Origin of the sequence: Beijerinckia sp. 28-YEA-48 (assembly GCF_900104955.1) — a bacterium.
GTDB lineage: Bacteria > Pseudomonadota > Alphaproteobacteria > Rhizobiales > Beijerinckiaceae > Terripilifer.
Genome location: NZ_FNSI01000001.1, coordinates 4,777,434 through 4,799,133, shown reverse-complemented (window position 1 = coordinate 4,799,133; position 21,700 = coordinate 4,777,434). Strand labels below are relative to the sequence as shown.

At 62.3% G+C, this 21,700-nt stretch carries 22 protein-coding genes; 9 read left to right on the top strand and 13 right to left on the bottom strand.

The genetic code is table 11. The features are described from left to right. Positions 1-40: 40 nt before the first annotated feature. The 3 genes from BLW50_RS22430 to BLW50_RS22420 all read right to left on the bottom strand — a co-directional run bounded on the left by BLW50_RS22430 (position 41) and on the right by BLW50_RS22420 (position 2,322). Complete coding sequence (locus BLW50_RS22430; RefSeq protein WP_090706804.1) at positions 41-298, bottom strand: hypothetical protein; 258 nt, start codon at positions 296-298, stop codon at positions 41-43. A 341-nt stretch (positions 299-639) separates the two neighbouring features. Continuing rightward, positions 640-927: a hypothetical protein gene (locus tag BLW50_RS22425; protein ID WP_139267708.1), complete on the bottom strand. Its 288-nt coding sequence runs from the start codon at positions 925-927 to the stop codon at positions 640-642. 348 nt (positions 928-1,275) lie between these two features. Next, on the bottom strand, positions 1,276-2,322 hold the full coding sequence (locus BLW50_RS22420; protein ID WP_170850296.1) for an LLM class flavin-dependent oxidoreductase: 1,047 nt from the start codon (positions 2,320-2,322) through the stop codon (positions 1,276-1,278). A gap of 226 nt (positions 2,323-2,548) precedes the next feature. Here BLW50_RS22420 and BLW50_RS22415 point away from each other — a divergent pair, with 226 nt between their 5' ends. Continuing rightward, entirely contained in the window at positions 2,549-3,613 is a 1,065-nt protein-coding gene (locus BLW50_RS22415; protein ID WP_090706795.1) for an MBL fold metallo-hydrolase, read from the top strand. Positions 3,614-3,625: 12 nt separating this feature from the next. Here BLW50_RS22415 and BLW50_RS30765 read toward each other — a convergent pair whose 3' ends face one another. After that, entirely contained in the window at positions 3,626-4,354 is a 729-nt protein-coding gene (locus tag BLW50_RS30765; RefSeq protein WP_170850295.1) for a GyrI-like domain-containing protein, read from the bottom strand. Positions 4,355-4,519: 165 nt separating this feature from the next. Between BLW50_RS30765 and dapF the strand changes: the two genes are divergently transcribed. Next, positions 4,520-5,389, top strand: a complete 870-nt coding sequence (gene dapF, locus BLW50_RS22400; RefSeq protein ID WP_090706786.1) for a diaminopimelate epimerase — start codon at positions 4,520-4,522, stop codon at positions 5,387-5,389. Beyond that, positions 5,386-6,681, top strand: coding sequence for a tRNA (N(6)-L-threonylcarbamoyladenosine(37)-C(2))-methylthiotransferase MtaB (mtaB, locus tag BLW50_RS22395; RefSeq protein WP_090706784.1), 1,296 nt, complete (start codon positions 5,386-5,388; stop codon positions 6,679-6,681). Before dapF ends, mtaB begins: the two co-directional genes overlap by 4 nt. Here the strand turns inward: mtaB and BLW50_RS22390 are convergent. Continuing rightward, a complete protein-coding gene (locus BLW50_RS22390; protein WP_090709540.1) occupies positions 6,678-7,391 on the bottom strand; it encodes an RluA family pseudouridine synthase in 714 nt (237 codons plus the stop codon). The genes mtaB and BLW50_RS22390 overlap by 4 nt on opposite strands. A 150-nt stretch (positions 7,392-7,541) precedes the next feature. Between BLW50_RS22390 and ftsY the strand changes: the two genes are divergently transcribed. Further along, positions 7,542-8,615: a signal recognition particle-docking protein FtsY gene (gene ftsY / locus BLW50_RS22385; protein WP_090706781.1), complete on the top strand. Its 1,074-nt coding sequence runs from the start codon at positions 7,542-7,544 to the stop codon at positions 8,613-8,615. A gap of 16 nt (positions 8,616-8,631) precedes the next feature. After that, positions 8,632-9,291, top strand: a complete 660-nt coding sequence (locus tag BLW50_RS22380; RefSeq protein ID WP_090709538.1) for a septation protein A — start codon at positions 8,632-8,634, stop codon at positions 9,289-9,291. Between the two features lie 195 nt (positions 9,292-9,486). Here the strand turns inward: BLW50_RS22380 and BLW50_RS22375 are convergent, their stop codons facing one another. The 3 genes from BLW50_RS22375 to BLW50_RS22365 are packed head-to-tail and all read right to left on the bottom strand — an operon-like array spanning position 9,487 to position 10,981. Continuing rightward, positions 9,487-10,077, bottom strand: coding sequence for a DsbE family thiol:disulfide interchange protein (locus BLW50_RS22375; RefSeq protein ID WP_090706778.1), 591 nt, complete (start codon positions 10,075-10,077; stop codon positions 9,487-9,489). Continuing rightward, the gene (gene ccmD, locus BLW50_RS22370) at positions 10,074-10,226 is read right to left on the bottom strand and encodes a heme exporter protein CcmD (protein WP_090706775.1); all 153 of its coding nucleotides are present in this window, start codon (positions 10,224-10,226) and stop codon (positions 10,074-10,076) included. The genes BLW50_RS22375 and ccmD overlap by 4 nt, the downstream gene beginning before the upstream one ends. Next, the gene (locus BLW50_RS22365) at positions 10,226-10,981 is read right to left on the bottom strand and encodes a heme ABC transporter permease (RefSeq protein WP_090706772.1); all 756 of its coding nucleotides are present in this window, start codon (positions 10,979-10,981) and stop codon (positions 10,226-10,228) included. The genes ccmD and BLW50_RS22365 overlap by 1 nt, the downstream gene beginning before the upstream one ends. A 191-nt stretch (positions 10,982-11,172) precedes the next feature. On the opposite strand from BLW50_RS22365, the gene BLW50_RS22360 reads away from it, so the two are divergent. The 3 genes from BLW50_RS22360 (at position 11,173) to BLW50_RS22350 (ending at position 14,276) form a co-directional block, all read left to right on the top strand. Beyond that, a complete protein-coding gene (locus BLW50_RS22360) occupies positions 11,173-12,141 on the top strand; it encodes an ABC transporter substrate-binding protein (RefSeq protein WP_090706769.1) in 969 nt (322 codons plus the stop codon). Positions 12,142-12,298: 157 nt separating this feature from the next. Beyond that, positions 12,299-13,252, top strand: a complete 954-nt coding sequence (locus tag BLW50_RS22355) for an ABC transporter substrate-binding protein (protein WP_090706767.1) — start codon at positions 12,299-12,301, stop codon at positions 13,250-13,252. Positions 13,253-13,286: 34 nt separating this feature from the next. After that, positions 13,287-14,276, top strand: a complete 990-nt coding sequence (locus BLW50_RS22350) for a DODA-type extradiol aromatic ring-opening family dioxygenase (protein WP_210186113.1) — start codon at positions 13,287-13,289, stop codon at positions 14,274-14,276. Between the two features lie 187 nt (positions 14,277-14,463). On the opposite strand, the gene BLW50_RS22345 is transcribed toward BLW50_RS22350, so the two are convergent. The 5 genes from BLW50_RS22345 to ccmA all read right to left on the bottom strand — a co-directional run bounded on the left by BLW50_RS22345 (position 14,464) and on the right by ccmA (position 18,709). Continuing rightward, positions 14,464-15,492 (bottom strand): Bug family tripartite tricarboxylate transporter substrate binding protein, encoded by a 1,029-nt coding sequence (locus tag BLW50_RS22345; protein ID WP_090706766.1) that lies wholly within the window; start codon positions 15,490-15,492, stop codon positions 14,464-14,466. 23 nt (positions 15,493-15,515) lie between these two features. Next, positions 15,516-16,286, bottom strand: a complete 771-nt coding sequence (locus BLW50_RS22340) for a class II aldolase/adducin family protein (protein ID WP_090706762.1) — start codon at positions 16,284-16,286, stop codon at positions 15,516-15,518. A gap of 3 nt (positions 16,287-16,289) precedes the next feature. Then, the gene (locus BLW50_RS22335) at positions 16,290-17,267 is read right to left on the bottom strand and encodes an ABC transporter substrate-binding protein (RefSeq protein WP_090706760.1); all 978 of its coding nucleotides are present in this window, start codon (positions 17,265-17,267) and stop codon (positions 16,290-16,292) included. A gap of 120 nt (positions 17,268-17,387) precedes the next feature. Beyond that, positions 17,388-18,056: a heme exporter protein CcmB gene (ccmB, locus tag BLW50_RS22330; protein ID WP_090706758.1), complete on the bottom strand. Its 669-nt coding sequence runs from the start codon at positions 18,054-18,056 to the stop codon at positions 17,388-17,390. Beyond that, on the bottom strand, positions 18,053-18,709 hold the full coding sequence (gene ccmA, locus BLW50_RS22325) for a heme ABC exporter ATP-binding protein CcmA (RefSeq protein ID WP_090709534.1): 657 nt from the start codon (positions 18,707-18,709) through the stop codon (positions 18,053-18,055). The genes ccmB and ccmA overlap by 4 nt, the downstream gene beginning before the upstream one ends. Before the next feature lie 161 nt (positions 18,710-18,870). Here ccmA and acnA point away from each other — a divergent pair, with 161 nt between their 5' ends. After that, entirely contained in the window at positions 18,871-21,597 is a 2,727-nt protein-coding gene (gene acnA / locus BLW50_RS22320) for an aconitate hydratase AcnA (protein WP_090706756.1), read from the top strand. Positions 21,598-21,700 lie beyond the last annotated feature (103 nt).

Here is a 21,700-nt window from a genome sequence, read left to right as displayed (position 1 = left end):
CGGGCCCCATGCCCGCCGTTTTATTTACGCGTTATCAGGATCAATTGTCCGCATACGGGCAAGTGTTCTGATATTCCCATTGCAGGCCGCTCACCGTCGGCACTTGAATGCGGGTCGGATAGCAATTGGGATCCGACGTCTCCGGTCCAACCGGAACAGTCGCCATGAAGTCCTGTTCCTGCACGGGTTGAGCGTGATGGTGACGGGCGCGAGCTGCAGAAGCAGGCGACACGGCGAGACCAGCAAGCAGCGCAGCGGCAGCAACGGCCGGGATAAGGCGTGTGCTGAAAGTCAACATGTGAGTTCTCCGTGATAAAATGATCACGGGTGTCGAGGTGCGCCGCAATTGCGATTGGATTCTGGCTCAATTTTGTCAATCTCGCCACATAGGTGTATTGCCGGTAATGTCGCATCAAGATTGATTGTCGACTTAAGCCCTGTGCCGCAAGGGTTTTCTCGAGATTGATCCGATGACGACTTAACGCCCCGGTCGCGGGTTCGTGAGACAACCCACTGCCATAGTCACGCGTTCGTGACACTTTCAAAACGCAAGAAATGCATAGCAAACAGGCAACGGCCGTCGCCTATGGAAAACGGCGAGATTGCTCTCGCCGTTTTGCGACACGTGTTCGTCAGCGGCTATTCATAGGGGCAGGTCAGTTCCGGCACCCATTGCAGACCGTGACCAACAACCTCTTCCTGGATCCGCGTCGGATAGCAACCACCACCCGATTCGCTGTCACGCATGATGGTCGGCGATGCCGTCAACGGCGCTTCAACCTCGTCCGGTTGCATCGCCTGATAGTTCTGCGACTGATCCGTCTGATGATGCCGCGCGGCCGCCGAGGCCGGCGCCGAAGCCAAGCCGCCCAGCAAGGCAGCAACGGCCATAACGGGAATGAGACGCTTACGGTTCAAGTTTAACATGATCGTGCTCCACGGGGTGATCGACGATCAACGTCAATCGAATGTCTCCCACGGGTGTCGAGTTGCGCTGCAATTGCGCGCGCAATCTGGCGCAACCTTGGCCATCACGCCACAAGCGTGAACGGGCCGTAATGTCGCTGTGAGATGCATCCATGGCTTAAGCCATGCGAGACAAGGGCTTTGCGCTTAAACGATGAAAGTGCGAGAGCCGCTGTGCTCGCAGCTTCGTGAAACAACACAGCATCGCGTTCACGCGCTCGTGCTTCGTTCACGTGCGCACCATCGATGGCTGAACTGCGTTGACGACGCTGCCGTCAACGCAAGATCACGAATCGAGCGTCGCCCCGGCTAGCGTTTGGCGAATTTCGGCATCACTTCGGAGCGGAACAGTTCGAGCGAGCGCAATGCGTCGGACAGCTGCATCGTGCCGAAGAACAGATAGGCCATCATGTAATTGAGACCCATGGTCTCGACCTGTTCGGCGATCTTCTCCGCCACCGTTGCCGGTGTCCCAACGATCATGCTGCCGTCGGCGATCTGTTCCTCAAGGCCGGCGCGCACCGGCACATTGAAACGTTTCGCCGCTTCGTCATTGGCGTGCACGCGCAGAAGATAGGTGAGATTGGCGTGATGATGCTCGGCCGCCGGCTTGGCGATGCGCAAAGCTTCCGCCTCTGTTTCAGCGACCACAATCTGCCGGCCAACGCCAATGACGACACCGCCGTCGAACTCAGGCTTGGGATGCGCCGGCTCGCCATGCTTGGCGAAATGTTCGCGGAAGACTTCGATATTGCCCTTGGCCCGCTCGGTCGACCCATTCGAGGCAAAGTGCAGCCCGTGATCGCCAGCCCAGGCTGAACCCGTGGCGTTCGACGAGCCATACCACATGGGCGGCGTCGGCTGCTGCAACGGCCGCAGTGGCATCGGCACGTTCTTGTAGCTGTAGCGCTCGCTCTCATAGTTGAACAGTTCGCTGGTCAGCGCCGTGTTCAGGGCCTTATAGGCATCGGCGAAAATATCGCGCGAATCATCGTGCTTGATCTTGTGATAGGCTAGCTCGAACGGCGATACGCCGCGCCCGACGCCGACGTCCAGCCGTCCTTTGCTCAGATGATCGAGAATGCAGATCTCCTCGGCGAGCCGCAGCGGCGAATAAAGCGGCAACAGATAGACCAGCGGCCCCAGCCGCATGCGCTTGGTGACCCGCGCCAAAGCGCCGAGCCAAATACCGGGCACCGGCACGGTGTTGAGGGGCGACGCATGGTGTTCGGCAATATGCAGGCAATAAAAGCCGGCTTCGTCGGCCGCCTGCGCGAAGGTCAGGCGCTCGTCATACTGCGTCGCCAGCGACCGATCACCGGCCATGTCGATATGGTCGAAAATGCCGAACTTCATGTTTCCTCGCCCTCTCTCCATAGCGTTTTGCAGTTTGATGGTTACATCAAACGCTACAAAGACGCGTCAAAACAAAACCCCTTAGACGCGCGGAACCTTAGCGGCTCAACCCAGCTGGCGAAAGGGCGTGAGAACCCCCACATGAACCCATCACCTTGACGAACAGCCGTTTCTCTCCCAAGTCCTTCACGCGAAAAGTCCTTCGAACTATGAAGTCCTGCGAGCCATGAACCGCCGTCGCCTCCTCACCCTGCTCGGCCTGCCTCTTCTCGGCGGCGCCGGCTATGCCGGATACGCCAGCTTGCGCAATCCCTATTACAACGGCCCGGTCAGCGACCATTTCGACGGCCTGCGGTTTCATATTCCCGGCATCACCCGCGACAAGGCGACGAGCGATTTGCTGAAATGGCAATTCGCCGGAAACCGGCAGAAATGGCCCGAGAGCTTTCCAAGCCCGGCGCGCGACAAACCGCCGGCACGGGTCGACGATGCCGATCTGCGTGTCTCCTACGTCGGCCATGCGACGCTGCTGATCCAAACCCACGGCGTCAATATTCTGATCGATCCAGTGTGGTCGCAGCGCGCCAGCCCCTTTGGCTTCGCCGGCCCGAAACGGGTCAACGCGCCCGGCATCGCGCTCGCCGATCTGCCGCCACTCGACGCGGTTCTGGTCTCCCACAACCATTACGACCATCTCGATCTCGCCACCCTGACGGCGCTGGCGGGCAATCCGCGCACGCGCTTTCTGACGCCGCTCGGCAATGACGTGATCATGCGCGGTCATGACAATTCAATTCGCGCCGAAGCCTTCGATTGGGATGCGCGTGTCGAGATCGGGCGCGGCGTCTTCGTGCATTTCGAGCCGGCCTATCACTGGTCGGCGCGCGGCCTGTTCGACCGACGCATGGCGTTGTGGAGCGCTTTCGTCATCGAGACGCCGTCCGGCAATATCTACCATATCGCCGACACGGCTCTGGGCGATGGCGCCATCTTCCGCCAGGCGCGGGAGAAACACGGCGGCTTCCGCCTCGCCATCCTGCCCATCGGCGCCTATGAGCCGCGCTGGTTCATGCGCGACCAGCATATCGATCCAGACGAGGCGGTGAGCATTTTGCAGATGTGCGGCGCGGAACGGGCGTTGGCGCACCATTGGGGCACGTTTCAACTGACCGATGAGGCGATCGACGAACCGCCGCGCCGCCTCACCGCCGCGCTGGAGCGCGAAGGCATCGCGGCATCGCTGTTTCAAACGAAACGGCCAGGCGAAGTGCTGCAATTGGCAGTGGTCTAGAGGATCGGCGGCCTACTTCACGAAGACATAGATATCGACCTGCAGGTCGGTGTCATCGGCGCCTTTGCCTTCGTTGAGATATTCCTCGATGAACAGATCGCGGGAATCCAGGCCCTTTTCGTCGAGCCAGGCGGTGATCGCCTCATAGGTCGATTCGATCTCTTCATAAGACGAGCGATGCTCGAACTTCACCGCCTTGCCTGACGGCGTCTGCATGATCTTGAAATCAGCGCCGAGCTGCGGATCGGTTGGCGCCGGATCGACGAGCAGCATCGCATCGAAGCGAAACCCGACATCGTCGGTCGAGCGGAACACGGTCAGCGGGTAGCCTGTCACCGTCAGGCCCGCCCGCTTTGCTTCAGCGCGCAATTTGGCGATCGTTGCCATGATCGTCTGATAGCCAGTGTCCCAATCCGCCTTGCCGGAGAAGGTCAGGGCCGGGCGCGCCGCCATTTCGATCGCTTTAACCGAGGAGGCATCGCCTGAAGGCTTGTCCGCGCCGGCGGCCAGGGGGGCAGCGGGTGCGGGCGTGGCCTGCGCTGCCGGGGGCGAGGCCGGGACAGTCGGCGACGCCGCAGGTGCGGCGGGCGACGCGGCCGGGGGCGCCAAGGTCGGGGGCGCTGGGGTCGGCGCCTGCGCCATGGCCGGCGCGACAATCAACAGCAGTGCTGCCACCGCCAAGCTCAAAGGCGAGCCGAAATGCGGCATGCGGAAAAGGGACCGGGTCTGAGGCACGTTCATGGTCGCTCCGAAGGGCGCGCGATTCGTTGATTGCAGTGTAACCTTACGGCGAATCCAAGACAGCTATGTCAATGCTGGCCGCTCGTCCCGCACATAATTTGGCCTCCGCCCCCGCGATCCTATATAGAGCGCGAGAAAATCCGTCCGGAACCCCGCAAATCTACCATGAATCCGCTCGCGCACCGCCCATTTCTGAAGATGAACGGCATCGGCAACGAGATCGTCGTTCTTGACCTGCGCGGCACCGGCCTTGCGGTGCGGCCGCAGGATGCGCGCGCCATCGCCCGGGGCGAGGGCCTGGCCTACGACCAGCTGATGGTACTGGGCGATCCGCGCGCCTCCGGCGCCGACGCTTTCATGACCATTTTCAACAATGACGGGTCGGAATCCGCCTCCTGCGGCAATGGCACCCGCTGCGTCGCCTGGGCGCTGACGCGCGGCAGCGACCGCGATCGGCTACGGCTCGAAACCAGCGCCGGCCAGCTGGATATTCGCCGCAACGCCGAGCGCAATTTCACCGTCGACATGGGCCCGCCCCGGCTCGGCTGGCGCGACATCCCGCTGCGCGACCCCGTCGAGGACACCCGGGTGGTGGCCGTCCCCGACGCTACCCCTGAAATCCAAGCGCTCGGCCCCTTCTCCGCCGCCAGCATGGGCAATCCGCACGCCATCTTCTGGGTGCGGGATGTCGCCGCGATCGACGTCGCCGGCCTCGGCCCGCAGCTTGAGCACCATCCGCTGTTCCCCGCCCGCGCCAATATCTCCTTTGCCGAAGTCGTCAGCCGCGATCACATCCGCCTGCGCGTCTGGGAGCGCGGCGCCGGCATCACCCAGGCCTGTGGGTCGGCCGCCTGCGCCACCCTCGTCTGCGCCGCCCGCAACGGCCTCACCGGCCGTAGCGCCACCGTGTCGCTCCCCGGCGGCGACCTCGTCATCACCTGGCGCGACGACGACCATGTGTTGATGACCGGCGATGTCGAGCTGGAATTCGAAGGCAACTTCGATCCTGCCCTGTTCGCGCAGGCCACCGTATGAACGCGCCGGTACGACACGACCATGAAGTCGATGTCGTCACCTTCGGCTGCCGCCTCAACACCATCGAATCCGAAGCGATCCGCCGCGCCGCCACATCAGCCGGCCATCGCGATGTCGTGGTGTTCAACACCTGCGCGGTGACGAACGAAGCTGTGCGCCAGGCACGTCAGGCGATCCGCCGCACGCGCCGCGAACGGCCAGACGCGCAGATTGTCGTCACCGGCTGTGCCGCGCAGATCGACAGCGCCACTTTCGCCGCCATGCCGGAAGTGACGCGCGTGATCGGCAACGGCGACAAAACCAAGCCAGCAACTTGGACCGAACTTCGAACAGCGCTCGATTTCGGCATTGCGGCAACGGCAAAGGCCCGCGTCAACGACATCATGGCGCTGCCGGAAACGGCGCATCACTTCGTCGCCAGTGGCGACGTCGATGCGATCGAGGGCCACACCCGCGCTTTTGTCGAAATCCAGAACGGCTGCGATCACCGCTGCACCTTCTGCATCATTCCCTATGGCCGCGGCCCGTCGCGCTCGGCGCCCATGGGCGATGTGGTGGAGCAAATCCGCCGCCTTGTCGGCAACGGCTATCGCGAAGCGGTGCTCACCGGCGTCGACATCACCTCCTATGGCGATGACCTGCCGGGCAAGCCGTCACTTGGCCGCCTGGTGCAACATATCCTGCGCCATGTGCAAGGTCTCGAACGTCTGCGCCTGTCGTCGATCGACTGTATCGAAGCCGATGCGGCGCTGCTCGATGTCATCGCCGGCGACAAAAGATTCATGCCGCATCTGCATCTGTCGCTGCAGGCCGGCGACGACATGATCCTCAAGCGCATGAAGCGGCGCCACCTGCGCGACGACGCCATCCGCTTCTGCGCCGACATCAAGGCGGCTCGGCCGGACATGATCTTCGGGTGCGACATCATCGCCGGTTTCCCGACCGAGACCGAGGCGATGTTCCAGCGCTCGCTCGATCTGGTCGACGATTGCAGCCTCACCCACCTGCATGTCTTTCCATTTTCACCGCGCCCCGGCACGCCGGCGGCGCGCATGCCCCCCGTCGACGGCAACATCATCCGCGAACGCGCCGCACGGCTGCGCGCCAAAGGCGAGGAACGCCTGCGCCTGCATCTCGACAGCCAGATCGGCCGCACACTGAACGTGCTGGGAGAACGCGGCGGCATCGGCCGCGCCGAGGATTTCACGCCGGTGCGCATCGGCGAGGCGGCTCACGGCCAGATTGTCGAGGCCACCATCACCGGCCACGACGGCGCGCTGCTGCTGGTTTAAGCAGCGTTTTCAGCCGTTTCGCTCCACCCGCAGGCGGCGAGTCGGACCCGCATATGGGCCGGCGGCGGCGCCGTCACCGTGATCGGATCCTTGTTCTTGTAGAGCGGCACGCTGACCTCGCGCGCCAGCAATTGCAGGCCAGGTCCCGTGCCCGGCGCGGCCGAGCCATAGACCGGGTCACCGACAATCGCCCAGCCCATGGAGGCGCAGTGCACCCGCAACTGGTGGGTGCGCCCGGTCAAAGGCTCAAGCTCGAGCCAGGTCAGCGCCTTGCCCTCTTCGTCAACGCCCCGCCCCAGCACCTGCCAGCGGGTCTGCGACGGCAGGCCCAGCGGGTCGACCTTCATCCACCAACCGCGCGTCGCGTCGAGCCGTCCGAGCGGCAAATCGATCAGCCCTTGCGCCTCTGTCGGACCGTCCTCGACAACCGCCCAATAGCGCTTGTCGATCTGCCCGTGTTTGAACAGTTTTCCTAGTTTTTCCAGAGCTTTATGGTGGCGCCCCAGGACCAGGCAGCCGGCCGTATCGCGGTCCAGCCGATGGGCGAGCGCTGGTGAGCGCGGCAGGCCGAAGCGCAGCGCGTCGAAATAGGCCTCCAGATTTTCGCCGCCTTTCGGGCCCTTATGCACGGCGATGCCGAACGGTTTGTCGATCACGAGCATCAGCCCGTCGCGATAGAGAAGGCGTTGATTAAGTTCTTCCGGCGTCATGGAGAACAGGCTATCGAGGCGCGGCGCGGGCCCGTCAAGCCCGCAAAGATCGCGATGACCTTGGATCGTACCGATCAAAAGTCATAAACGTGATCAATCTTATATTTGGAGCGGCCTGCGAATATCGTAGTCCGTTCGCAATAGAAGGCGATGATGTCGGACGAAGAACAGAAGAAACCGGGCTTTTTCGGCCGCCTGTTCGGGCGCGAGGCCGCGCCAGCCAACACCGCTGTCGACGAACGCGCCGCTGAAACCCCGGTTGCCGAAAAGAACGAGGAAAAAAAGCCCGAGGAAAAATCCGAGAAGAAATCGTGGTGGCAACGGCTCAAACAGGGCCTGTCGCGCTCTTCCTCGGCGCTCGGCCAGAGCATCGGCGACATTTTCACCAAGCGGAAGCTCGGCAGCGACACGCTGGAGGAGCTGGAAGACGCGCTGATCCAGGCCGATCTCGGCGTCACCATGGCCGGCCGCATCGCCGAAGCTGTCGGCAAAGGCCGCTACGATAAGGAAATTTCGCCGGAGGAAGTGCGCACCATCATGGCGAGCGAGATCGAAAGCGTGCTGGCGCCGGTCGCCAAGCCGCTTGAGATCGATACGACGCATAAGCCCTTCGTCATCCTCGTCGTCGGCGTCAACGGTTCCGGCAAGACGACGACGATCGGTAAGCTCTCCGGCAAGCTCGCCGCCGAAGGCCACAAGGTGATGCTCGCCGCCGGCGACACCTTCCGCGCCGCCGCCATCGAACAGCTCAAGATCTGGGGCTCACGCATCGGCGCCAGCGTCGTCGCCCGCGCGCAGGGATCGGATGCCGCGAGCCTCGCCTACGAGGCCATCGAACAGGCGCGCGCCGAAAATGCCGACGTGCTGATCATGGATACGGCGGGCCGATTGCAGAACCGCGCCGAACTGATGGCCGAGCTGGAAAAGATCGTCCGCGTGATGAAGAAGGTCGATGCGCAAGCACCCCACGCGGTGCTGCTGGTGCTCGACGCCACCGTCGGCCAAAACGCCATGTCGCAGGTGGAGATCTTCGGCCAGAAGGCCGGCGTCACCGGTCTGGTGATGACCAAGCTCGACGGCACGGCACGCGGTGGCATTCTCGTCGCCATCGCCGAAAAATTCCGCCTGCCGGTGCATTTCATCGGCGTCGGCGAACAGATGGATGATCTCGAACCTTTCACCGCCAATGATTTCGCCCGCGCCATCGCCGGGCTCGACGAATGATGCAACAGGACTTTTGATGAGCACCGAACCCACCATCGCCGCGCGCACCGCCGCACCGAAACAGAACCCGATGCTGAAACTGGCCCTCGAAATGGGGCCACTGGTTCTGTTCTTCCTGGCCAATTCGCGCCCGGCGCTGTTCCGCCCGTTGCTTGAACCGATCATGCCCGCGTCACTGCTCGAAGGCGAGAAGGCCGGCATTTTCGCCGCCACGCTTGTTCTCATGATCAGCGTCGTCGTCTCGCTGCTCATCTCCTGGCGGCTGACCAAACGCCTGCCGGTGATGCCCGTCGTCACCTGCATCGCCGTCGTCTTCTTTGGCGTGCTGACCTTCCTGTTTCACGATGATCTGTTCATCAAACTGAAGCCGACGATCGTCAACGCCATCTTCGGCGCGGTGCTGCTCGGCTCGCTGGCCTTCGGCAAACTGCTGCTGCCGGTCGTTCTCGATTCCGTGATGCATCTGACGGAGGAAGGCTGGCGCAAGCTCACCGTCCGCTGGGGCCTGTTCTTCTTTGTGCTGGCCGCGCTGAACGAAATCGTCTGGCGCACGCAGACGACGGACTTTTGGGTGAGCTTCAAAGTGTTCGGCATTATGCCGCTGACCATCATCTTCGCCCTGTCTCAGGTGCCGTTGATCCTCAAGTACGAGGTCAAGAACCCGGACGCGGAGTAAAGACCGAAGCCTTTGTGTCATCCCGGACACGCGGAGCGTGATCCGGGATCCAGGGGCATTTGACGAGTGCTGCTTGTCCTGATGCTTCAGAAAGAGCTGTGCCGCAGCAAGATTTGAGCCCCTGCCACGCGCTCTGGATCCCGGATCGCCTGCGGCGTCCGGGATGACACGAAGATCGCGGCAAATCCTGAGAAGCTAGCGCAGCGCCTTCTCGATTTCCGGCAGCAGCACGGTGCGCAGGCTCGTCTCACTCAGCGGCCCTACCACTTTGAAGGCGATCGTGCCGTCGCCCTTGACGACGAAAGTCTCCGGCACCCCATAGACACCCCAATCGATCGCCGCCCGGCCCGGCTTGTCGCTGCCGATCAGCGCATAGGGATTGCCCAGCTCGTTCAGGAAGCGCGCCGCATTGACCGGCTCGTCCTTGTAGTTGAGGCCGATCAGGCGCACGCCTTTGGCGCTCAACGCTGCATCGGCGGCGAGCTGGCTCAGCAGCGGATGCTCGTCGCGACACGGCACGCACCAGCTGGCGAAAATATTGACGATTGAAACATGTCCTTGGCGCAGATCCGCATCGCTGAAGCCGGGGCGGTTCGTGCCTTCGACCGGCGGCAGGGAGAAGGCCGGCACCTGCTTGCCGATCAAGGCCGACGGCACACGCGAGGCATCGCCGGCACCGAGGCGGAAGAAGAACAGCAACGCCAGCGCCAGAAAGGCGGCAAGCGGGATCAGCGTCAAAAGCCGGCGTGAAGACTGACCGGTTTCGGATTTGGCCTGATCGGTCATGCGCCACCGTCCGTATCGCCGCGCGTCGGAAAGCGCTGCAAGGCGCGCTTCAACCGCGCATAGTCAAACGTCGTCCAACCGATGACGCCAAGAATGACGACGACGGTGATGCCATAGGCAGCGACGATATAGCCCGCGTGCTCGCCCATCAGACCGCCTCCCCCGCCGCCAGCGGCGCGCGCTCGCCACGCTGCGCCGCGACAATGGTCAGCCGCCGCAGTCGGCGCCGCAGCACCTCATTGCGTGTCGCCATCAGATGCAGGGTGAGGAACAGCAAGGTTCCCCCCAACGCCATCAGCAGCAGCGGCCACAGCATGGAAGGATGAATGGTGGGGCCGCCGAGGCGAAACACCGACGCCGGCTGATGCAGCGTGTTCCACCAATCGACCGAGAATTTGATGATCGGCAGATTGACGCAGCCGACCAGGGTCAGGATCGCCGCGGCGCGGCCGGCCAGCGCCGGTTCCTCGATGGTGCGCCATAAGGCGATGAGGCCAAGATAGATGATGAACAGCACCAGCACCGAGGTCAGCCTGGCATCCCAGACCCACCACGTCCCCCACATCGGCTTGCCCCACAGCGAGCCGGTAACGAGGCAGACGAAGGTGAAAGCCGCGCCCAAGGGTGCTGCCGCCTGCTGCGCCGCGTCGGCCAGCGGATGACGCCAGACCAGGGTGCCGAGCGCCGACAGCGCCATCAGCCCATAGCAGAACATCGACAGCCAGGCGGCCGGCACATGAATGAACATGATCCGCACCGTTTCGCCCTGCTGATAGTCCGCCGGCGCGACGAAGAAAGCCAGATAGAGCCCAACCGCCAGCACTGCGGCGGCGGCCGCACCGAGCCAGGGGATCAAGCGGTCGGCAAGCCAGAGGAAATTGGCTGGATTGGCATATTTCAGCATCGCGAAACGTCTATTGCTCTTGAGGCCCCATGGCAACGCGCCGGCCGGTCACAGGGCGATCAAATTACACCGCAAACTACACCGATTGGATCATTTGTTTGCCGACCCTAAGGTTTCTTGATATCGCTGCCTATTATCGGATGGGCAACACCCGTAGAGGCCGCCACATCACCGATATTTGGGAGGGACAAATGACGATTTCGAGGGTTTCGCGCCAAACAGGTTGGAAACTGGCGCTCGCTGCGGCTTCCCTTTTCATCGCCGGCCAAGCCCTGGCCCAGGACAAACTGCTCTTGGCGGTCGGACAGCGCGGCAATTGGGACACCTCGGTCTCCGAAATCGGCCAGCGCGCCGGCATCTTCAAAAAGCACAATCTCGTCTTGGAACTGCTCTACACCCAGGGTGGCGGCGAGACCCAGCAGGCGGTCATCGGCGGCTCGGCCGACATCGGCATCGGCGCCGGCATCATGGGCACGCTCAGCGCCTTTTCCAAGAACGCGCCGGTGCGCATCATCGGCGCCGAGACCACGGGCGCCGGCGACCTGTTCTGGTATGTGAAAGCGGATTCGCCGATCAAGTCGCTCAAGGATGCCGCCGGCAAAACCATCTCCTATTCCACCAACGGCTCTTCGACCCATGGCGTGGTGACGGCTTTCATCAAGGACCTCGGCATCAAGGCGACACCGACGGGCACCGGCGGACCTTCCGCAACTTTGACGCAGGTCATGTCCGGCCAGATCGACATCGGCTGGTCGGCGCCGCCTTTCGGCCTTGACCTGCTCGACCAGAACAAGATCCGCATCATCGCCACAGGCAATGACACCGCCTTCAAAGGTCAGACCGTGCGGCTCGTCATCACCAATGCGACGGCGCTGCAAGGCAAGAAAGCGGCGATCGAGCGCTACATGAAGGCTTACCGCGAAACCATCGACATGATGTACAAGGATCCAGCGGCGCTGAAGATTTATGCCGATTTCGTCGGCATACCCGAACAGGTGGCCAAGCGCACGCGCGACCAGTTCTTTCCGCCCGCGTCGATCGATCCGGACAAAGTTGTCGGCCTCAACGAGATCATGCCCGACGCGGTCAACTTCAAATATATCACCGCGCCGCTGACCGAGGCGCAGCTTAAGGAACTGATCCAGATTCCGCCGCGCTAAACAAAGAAACATCAAACCGATCGTCTATCATGATCGATTTGATCTGAATTCATCATCATCTCGACGCGGCAACAACGATTGCTGCCCTTGATCTTTCTTGCTATGGCGCGGGTCATTACTGATGGCCCGCGCCATAATATTTTCGGAGGGAACCCTAATGACGGCCTCGAAGCTGATCCGTGCCGGACTGATACTTGCCATGGCCTTGGCGGCTGTGCCCGCCATCGCGCAAGACAAGCTGAAACTGGCGGTGGGCCAGCGCGGCAATTGGGATTCCGCCGTGGCTGAAATCGGCCAGCGCGCCGGCATCTTCAAGAAACACGGCCTTGAACTTGAAATCCTCTGGACTCAGGGCAGCGGCGAAACCATTCAAGCGGTGCTGTCGAATTCCGTCGACGTTGGCGTTGCCGCTGGCATCATGGGCACGCTCGGCGCTTTCTCGAAAGGCGCGCCCATCCGCGTCATCGGCGCGCAATCGACCGGCGCTGGCGATCTGTTCTGGTATGTGCGCGAGGATTCACCGGTCAAAACCATGAAGGACATGGATGGCCGCACCATCGCCTATTCGACCAACGGCTCCTCGACCCACGGCATCGTCACCGCCTTCCTCAACGAGATGAAGCTGAAGGCACGGCCCGTCGCGACGGGCAGCCCGTCGACCACGCTGACGCAGGTGATGTCCGGTCAGGTCGACATGGGCTGGTCGGCGCCGCCCTCTGGCCTCGACTTCATCGACCAGAAGAGAATCCGCGTCATCGCCACCGGCAACGACACCGCGTTCAAAGGCCAGACCGTGCGCCTGCTCGACGTGCATGCGCAGACCCTGCAGAGCAAGAAACCGCAGCTCGAACGTTTCATGAAAGCCTATCGCGAGACCATCGACCGCATGTACGACGATCCGGCCATGCTGAAAACCTATGCTGAATTCGTCGGCGTGTCGGAAGCGGTCGCCACGCGCACCCGCGACGAGTTCTTCGCCAAATCGGCGATCGATCCGGACAAGATTGTCGGCCTCAACGAGATCATGCCCGACGCGGTGACCTACAAATACATCGCCGCTCCGCTGACCGAAGCCCAGACAAAAGAACTATTCCAGATTTTGCCGCGCTGATTGAAGCGATAACGAAAAAGAAAAGGAGAACACCGTGGCACAGATCGTATTGGGCATCGGCACGTCCCATTCGCCGATGCTGGCAACCCCGGCCGAAGATTATCCGAAACACGCCGAGATCGACCAAAGCGGCCGCAAGCTGCTTGATCGCGACGGCAATCCGCGCAGCTTCGGCGAGCTCGTCGAACTGGCCGGCCCGACGCTTGCCGCGCAGATCACCCCGCAGGTGATGGAAGAGCGCGCCGCGCGCTGCACCGCCAATATCGAGAAGCTGGCTGGTATCATCCAGCACCGTGAACTTGATGCGCTGATCATCGTCGGCGACGATCAGAACGAACAGTTCTTCGACGACAACATGCCGTCGATCCTGATCTATTCCGGCGAGACCATCCTCAACAATCCGCTGCATATGGATGAGGATGCGCCGCAATGGTGGCGCACGGCCCGCCAGCAATATCACGTCACCAATGGCTCGATCGAATATCCGGTCGATGCCGCGCTGGCCCGCCATCTGACCAATGCGTTGATGGATGCGGATTTCGACATCAGCCATGCCAAGCGCCTCGGCAAGGAACATGGCGAAGGTCATGCCTTCGGCTTCGTGCACCAGCGGCTGATGCCGCAGGAAATCGTGCCGATCGTGCCGATCGCGCTCAACACCTACTTTCCGCCGAACCAGCCACGCCCACGGCGCTGCTATGATCTGGGCCGCGCCATCGCCGCCGCAGTGAAAGCCTGGCCGGAAGAGCGCCGCGTCGGCATTCTCGCCTCCGGCGGCCTCAGCCATTTTACCGTCAATGAGGAGCTCGATCTCGCTCTGCTCGAAGCCTTCCGCAACAAGAACGCGGATTGGCTGCGCGCCATCCCGATGAACAAGCTCAATTCCGGCACGTCGGAAGTGCGCAACTGGCTGGCGGTGGCGGGCGCCTGCGAACATCTCGACACCCAGTGGCAGGACTATGTGCCCTGCTACCGCTCGCTCGCCGGCACCGGCTGCGGCATGGGTTTCGCGGTCTGGGGCTGAGAGGTTACCGAAGCCCTCGGTGTCATCCCGGACACTTGCGCAGCAAGTGATCCGGGACCCAGGGGCGTGTGGATGAATCTCGGATTGCAACCGAGAACGCCTTCAACGAACAGCATTTCGTCTGTTGCCCCTGGGTCCCGGATCGCGCTTTTAGCGCGTCCGGGATGACACGTAGATTGAGCAGAACCTACCGCCCCATCGCCGCATCGGCCTTGCTCAGCACATCCGGCGGAAAGCTGGCGAACTTCGCCAGGATCGCCTGGATTTCGTCGCCGGTCGCCGGATCGACATCGAGCCCGGCCTTTTCCGCTTCCGCCAGGAACCCCTTGTCCTTCATCGTCGCCATAAAGGCGGAGCGCAGGACTGCCAGCCGGTCGGCTGGCACGTTCGGCGGCGCGGCGAAGGGGCGCGACAGCAGCAATTGGCCGAAATGCACGTCGAGGATCTGCTTCTGCTCCTCGGTCTTGGCATAGTCGAAGACGCTCGGCACTTTGCCGTAGCGGTCGGTCGTCTTCGAGCCCATCTGCAACACCAGCTTCAACTGGCCGTTGGCGACTTCCCGGCTCCACTGCGTGGCAATCGAGGAGACGTAGAGCCCGCAGGAGCCATGCACTTCGCCGCGCTGCATGGCGAGATTGATCTCGCGCGTGCCCGGATAGCCAGGCACGATCTTCAATTTGGCGCCGAGCACATTCTTCAGCACCATCGGATGCTGATAGGTAATGGCCGATGTGGCGCCACCACCGAAGATCACTTCCTGCTTCATCGCATCATCCCAGGAAGTCGCGACACCCGGCCCCTGCCAGATGCCGCAATAGGACACTTCTTGCGCCATCGAGCCGAGCCAAGAGAATTTCGCCGGGTCGAACCGCGCCGTCTTATTGCCGAGGATCGGCTCCATCGCCGTCGAGGGCGCGAACATGGTGAACACAGAACCATCGGACGGCGCGACATTGTAAGTGTAATTGGCGGCCACCAGGGAGCCCGCGCCCGGCATATTGGAGGGCACCAGAGTGGGCTCGCCGGGAATATATTGACCCATATAGCGCGCCAGCAGACGCGCATTGGCGTCGTAACCGCCGCCCGGCGGAAAGCCGATCAGGATGGACACCGTCTTACCCTTGTAGAAATCAGCGCCCGTCTGCCCGTGCGCCGTCGGCGCGAACGCCACAACGGCAGCCGCCAACAGCGCCGCCTGCACCTTATCCTTGGTCATTATTCCCTCCGTTTTTTCGTTTCTTAGTAGAGTTCGCCCAGCATATCGCCACAACCGGCCTCGCGCGCCCAATATTCCCAGCCGCGCAGCAACGCTGGAGAGTTCGGATCAAGCGCCAGCCGCGCCTCGATCTCACCCTGCGACAAAGCCCTAATCTCACTCTCGTCATCGCTCAAGCACATGCGCATCGCCGCCATCTGCACGCGCGCGTTCTTGGGGATATAGACGGCGAGGCGCACCAGGTCTTGGATCGATACGCCAGTGCAGACAAAGCCGTGGCCACGCATCAAAGCCATACGGTTGCAGTCGAGGCAGCCGGCGAGATCGCGACCCTGCTCCATATTGGTCACCAGCAACGTGGTGCGATCGCCAAACTTCTCGGCGATATCCCACACCGGTACATGCGCGCCCATATTGCCGACCGCATGCAGCACCGGTCGCAGCTTGCGCCGCGAAATGGTGAAGGGCAGCACATCCTCCGCATGGGAATGGATGACCGCCATCACATCGGGACGTTTCTCGTAGACGCCGCCGTGGATGAAGCGCTCCAGATAGAGCGGCCGCTTTTCGTCCGGCGACACCGGCGTGCCGTCGAGATGGAATTCGATGATATCGGCTTCCGTCACGATGCCGGGGCTGAGCGAGCGCGACAGCAGATAGCGCGACGGATCGTGCGGATGGCGCATGCTGACATGGCCATAGGCATCGAGCACATGCTCATAAGCCAGAATGCGGTTGGCGATGACGACATCGCGGATGGCGGTTTTGATCGCATCCAATTTAATTGCGTCCATGGCTCAGGCTCCCACATCCACGAACAATTCTTCCATCGTCGGCTTGCGCGCGATCATGGCGTCGCGATGCATATATTCGATCGCCTTGGTCAGGGTCGGCAGATTGGCCTTCAGCCCATAAGGCCAGGGATCGTCGCCAAAGGTCTGTTTGATCGTGTCGATCTCGGCATAAAGCCACGGCAGCATGACGCGCTGCGCACCGGAATATTGCAATTTCTCCCACATGCTGCGCTTCGACGCCTCGAACGCCTCGTACAGCGGCCGCGCGATCCAGGGGTTCTTCTCGAACACGCTTTTGCGGATGACCACGAGATGCATGATCGGATGAATTTTCGTGCGCTTGTAATAGTCGATCTCGACATCGCGGAAGTTCGGAAACAGCCGCACCACATCCGGATCGACGCCCAGCGTATCGGGGATGAGCGCGCCCAAAGTGGCATCGATCTCGCCACGGCTGAGCAATTGGCTCAAGGACGCGGTGGCGTTCACTTCCAGTTTGAGCGGACGCAGCAGCGGCGGCGCGTGCGGATTTCCATGGGTGCCGGCCGTATGCATATTGCCCTGCACCCAGGTGACGTCGGAGAGATCGACGCCATATTCATCTTCCAGCATGCCCCGGCACCACAGCGCTGCGCTCATCGTATAGAGCGGCACGCCGATACGCTTGCCGGCCAGATCCTTCGGCGTCTTGATGCCGGATTTGCGATTGTAACAGATGAAGCCGTGGCGATAGACCTTGGAAGGAAACACCGGCAGCGCCACGAACGGGCTGGTGCCCGCCACCGTATTGGCGATGTATTCCGACGACGACATCTCCGCCATGTCGAAATCGTCGCTCGACATCAGCAGGTCGAACAGTTCGCGCGGGTCGTCCATCACCCGATAGTCGAGATCGATCCCCTCCGGCTTCACTTCGCCGCTCGCCAGCGCCTCCATCCGATCATAGGGGCCGCAGGCAAAAGTTAGTTTCAGCTTGGTCATTGTTCCTCCGGACTGATTTGCCGGGGACAATGGCGCAGGACACAGGCCGGCGCAATCAATGCGCAGAACAATGTTGATCTACGCGATTGATGCTTGTCGCAGAGATTCAGCGCGCCAAATTCAGCGGGCCATGGCGCGCAACGCCGCCGCTGCTGCGAAAGGCGCCAGAACAATCGCGGCCAGCGACAACGCCACCAGAATCAGGAACGGCGACAAGAACGGCACGGTGCCGCTCGTTGCCTGCGCCGCCGACACACCGAAGATAAGCACCGGGATGGTCAAGGGCAGAACGATCACCGCCATCAACAAACCGCCGCGCCGCAAGCTCGCCGTCAACGCCGCGCCGATGGCGCCAACAAAGGTAAGAGCCGGCGTGCCAGCAGCCAGCGTAGCTGTCAGCGCCGCCAGCGCCGGCCCGTCAACCGCCAGCATCACGCCAAACAGCGGCGCCGCAATGACAAGTGGCAGGCAGGTCGCCACCCAATGCGCCGCGCATTTGACCGCAACGATCAGCTCCAGCGGCAGATCAGCCATGCGCAGAAGATCGAGCGACCCATCCTCGGCATCGGATTGGAACAGCCGGTCGAGGCCGAGCAGGGTCGCAAGCAGCGCCGCGATCCAGAGAATCGCCGGCCCTATGCGCGCCAGAAGATTGAGGTCGGGGCCGATGGCGAACGGCACGATGGTCACGAGGATCAGGAAAAACACGACGCCGATCGTCGCCCCACCACCGATCCGATGGGCAATGCGCAGCTCGCGCATGAACAAGGCGCCGCAGGCGGCCATCATGGACCAGCATCCTCTCCCAACCGCAGTTCGTGCACCGCGATGCCGAGCTGGTCATGGGTGGCGGCGACGATCAGACCGCCGCCGTTGAGATGCGCCGCCATGACTTCGGTGAGTTTTTTCACCGAAGCCGCATCGAGCGCCGCCGTCGGTTCATCGAGCAGCCAGATCGGCCGCGACACCACCAGAAGCCGCGCCAGCGCGGCCCGGCGACGCTGCCCGGCGGAGAGATATCCGGCCGGTGTATCAACCACATGGGCGAGATCGAACCGCTCCAGCGCGGCGACCGGCGTGAGGTCTTCGCCCTGGCTTGCCGCCTCACCAGCCCCCGCATTTCCAGCTTCTTGACGCAGCATGGTGGCCCAAAAGCGCAGGTTCTCGCCGACGGTCAGCGCCGGCTTCATCGCCTCCTGGTGTCCCAGATAGTGGGACAGCGCGGCGATCGGCGCATCGCCGGAGCCTGGTATTTCTGCGCCCAACACTTCGACCGAGCCCTGCTCGAACGGCAGCAGGCCGGCGATACACCGCAGCAATGTCGATTTGCCCGAGCCATTGGCGCCGACGACCGCCAGCGCGGTGCCGGCCTCGACCGTGAACGTCAATTGAGCGGCCAGATGCTGCTCGCCCCGCACCAGATCGAGACCAGCGACGCGCAGCGAAACGGGGGAGGGCGAAAAATCAGGCAAAACAGTCTAAGCCCGTCATGAGATCGGTCTTGTGATATGAGACAAAAAATCAACCAATCAGCGTGTAGCGCGCGCCGCAGGAATTATCTATAAGCCCCGTCAATCCCCCCACCTCCAACCGGGATCATACAATGACCTCCCTCGACAGCTTCAAATGCCGGAAAAAGCTCACAGTTGGCACCAAGACTTATCATTATTATTCATTGAAGGATGCCGAGAAGAACGGGCTGAAGGGCGTTTCGAAACTGCCGTTCTCCATGAAGGTCGTGCTTGAGAACCTGCTGCGGTTCGAAGACGGACGCACCGTCACCAAGGCCGACATCGTCGCCTGCGCCGCCTGGGCCTCGAACAAAGGCAAAAAAGAACACGAAATCAATTTCCGCCCGTCGCGCGTCCTGATGCAGGACTTCACCGGCGTGCCCGGCGTGGTCGATCTGGCCGCCATGCGCGACGCCATGACCAAGCTCGGTGGCGACCCCGAGAAGATCAACCCGCTGATCCCCGTCGATCTGGTCATCGACCATTCGGTCATCGTCGACGAATTCGGCTCGGCCCGCGCGTTCAAGAAGAACGTCGAGCTCGAATATGAGCGCAACATCGAGCGCTACAACTTCCTCAAGTGGGGCCAGGGCGCGTTCGACAACTTCCGCGTCGTGCCGCCGGGCACCGGCATCTGCCACCAGGTCAACCTGGAATATCTGTCGCAGACCGTCTGGACGAAGAAGGAAAAGTACAAGCCGGCACGCGGCCCAGCCGTGAACGTCGAACTGGCTTATCCGGATTCGCTCGTCGGCACCGATTCGCACACCACCATGGTCAACGGCCTGTCGGTGCTCGGTTGGGGCGTCGGCGGCATCGAGGCCGAAGCCGCCATGCTCGGCCAGCCGCTCTCCATGCTGCTGCCTGAGGTCATCGGCTTCCGCGTCGACGGCAAGCTGAAGGAAGGCGTCACCGCCACCGATCTGGTGCTCACCGTCACGCAGATGCTGCGTAAGAAGGGCGTCGTCGGCAAGTTCGTCGAATTCTACGGCCCTGGCCTCGACTCGCTGACCTTGGCCGACCGCGCCACCATCGGCAATATGGCTCCGGAATACGGCGCGACCTGCGGCTTCTTCCCGATCGACGCCGAGACCATCGACTATCTGAAGGTATCGAGCCGCGCTTCGGCCCGCATCGCGCTGGTCGAGAAATATGCCAAGTCGCAGGGCATGTTCCGCGTCAAGGCGACGCCGGATCCGGTGTTCACCGACACGTTGGAACTCGATCTCGGCTCCGTCACCCCGTCCATGGCCGGCCCGAAGCGCCCCGAAGGCCGCGTGCCGCTGGAAGGCGTCAGCACCGGCTTCACCTCGGCGATGACCACCGACTACCGCAAGGTCGACGACATGGCCTCGCGCTACAAGGTCGACGGCAAGAACTACGACATCGGCCACGGCGACGTCGTGATCGCGGCGATCACCTCCTGCACCAACACGTCGAACCCGAACGTGCTGATCGGCGCGGGCCTTCTCGCCCGCAACGCGGCCGCCAAGGGCCTCACCGTCAAGCCGTGGGTGAAGACCTCGCTGGCGCCGGGTTCCCAGGTCGTCGGCGAATATCTCGCCAAGTCCGGCCTGCAGAAGGATCTCGATAAGCTCGGCTTCAACCTGATCGGTTACGGCTGCACCACCTGCATCGGCAACTCCGGCCCGCTGGCGCCGGAAATCTCCGAGAGCATCAACAAGAACGGCATCGTCGCCGCCGCCGTTCTCTCCGGCAACCGCAACTTCGAAGGTCGCGTCAGCCCCGACGTGCAGGCGAACTATCTCGCCTCGCCGCCGCTGGTCGTCGCCCATGCGATCGCTGGTACCGTGACCAAGGACCTGACCAAGGAGCCGCTCGGCCACACCAAGAAGGGCGAGCCGGTCTACCTGCGCGACATCTGGCCGACGAACAAGGAAATCGACACCTTCATCCGCAAGTTCGTCACCAAGAAGACCTTCAAGGAACGCTACGCCGACGTGTTCAAGGGCGACACCAACTGGCGCAAGGTGAAGGCGCCGGTGGGCCAGACCTATAAGTGGAACATGTCGTCCACCTATGTGCAGAACCCGCCTTACTTCGAAGGCATGACGATGACTCCGGCGCCGATCGCCGACGTCGTCGACGCCCGCATCCTGGCGCTGTTTGGCGACAAGATCACCACCGACCACATTTCTCCGGCCGGTTCGATCAAGCTCACCTCGCCGGCCGGCAAATGGCTGGCCGAGCGTCAGGTGCGCGAGAAGGACTTCAACCAGTACGGCACCCGCCGCGGCAACCATGAAGTGATGATGCGCGGCACCTTCGCCAACATCCGCATCAAGAACTTCATGAACAAGGGCAGCGACGGCAACGTGCTGGAAGGTGGCAACACCGTCCACTATCCGTCGGGCGAAAAGCTGTCGATCTACGACGCGGCGATGAAATACGCCGCCGAGCAGGTGCCGCTGGTCATCATGGCCGGTGAGGAATACGGCAACGGCTCGTCGCGCGACTGGGCGGCCAAGGGCACGCGCCTTCTCGGCGTGCGCGCGGTCATCGCCCAGAGCTACGAGCGCATCCATCGCTCCAACCTGGTCGGCATGGGCGTCCTGCCGCTCACCTTCGAAGCCGGCACCTCCTGGCAGACGCTGGGCCTGAAGGGCGACGAACTGGTGACCGTGCATGGTCTCGGCGAAAAGCTGAAGCCGCGCCAGCAGATGGAAGCCTCGATCAAGTTCGCCGACGGTTCGGAAAAGAAGATCCCGGTCGACTGCCGCATCCTCACCCTCGACGAGCTCGAATACTTCCGCCACGGCGGCATCATGCAGTACGTGATCCGCCAGCTGGCCGCCTGATCTCAGGCATAGGCCAAGGCAGGCCCTTGAAAAGCCGCCCAGGGGCTCGGTTCTAAGAACCGAGCCCTTTTCTATTTCGACGCATTTTCTTCACGCGAACCGG